Origin of the sequence: Meiothermus sp. Pnk-1, assembly GCF_003226535.1 — a bacterium.
GTDB lineage: Bacteria > Deinococcota > Deinococci > Deinococcales > Thermaceae > Allomeiothermus.
The window spans coordinates 1-340 of record NZ_QKOB01000034.1 but is presented as its reverse complement, the minus strand read 5'-3'; the positions used below and the strand labels follow the sequence as shown (position 1 = coordinate 340).

Here is a 340-nt window from a genome sequence, read left to right as displayed (position 1 = left end):
TGGACCGCGTAAGCACGGGCCAGCTCCACCAGGCTCCTTTCCCCTTTGACCGCCTCCAGGGCGGCCTGGAACTTGACCTGGGGTGCTACTGCCTTGGGCTTCTTCATCTGGACCTCCTGATCTCTGCAGGATACATCAAAAGTATCGTCTAGGTTAAGGGGGTCATATCCCTTGTTGGCGCCTTCGATCTGACCTGAGCCGATGACCTCAATACCTTCCCGCTTGAAGCGGGGATAGTCGGTGTGGTCGAGGTGGGCCTGCTTTTGCAAGAAGCGGAGGGCTTGATGGGCCTCTGGGTTGATGGGCTGATCGCGGAGGTTGAGGTTGAGCCAGCGCTGGA

At 58.8% G+C, this 340-nt stretch carries 1 pseudogene; it reads right to left on the bottom strand.

What is annotated here, in order from left to right:
- Nucleotides 1-340, bottom strand: a pseudogene (locus DNA98_RS17565) (hypothetical protein); the annotation flags it as partial.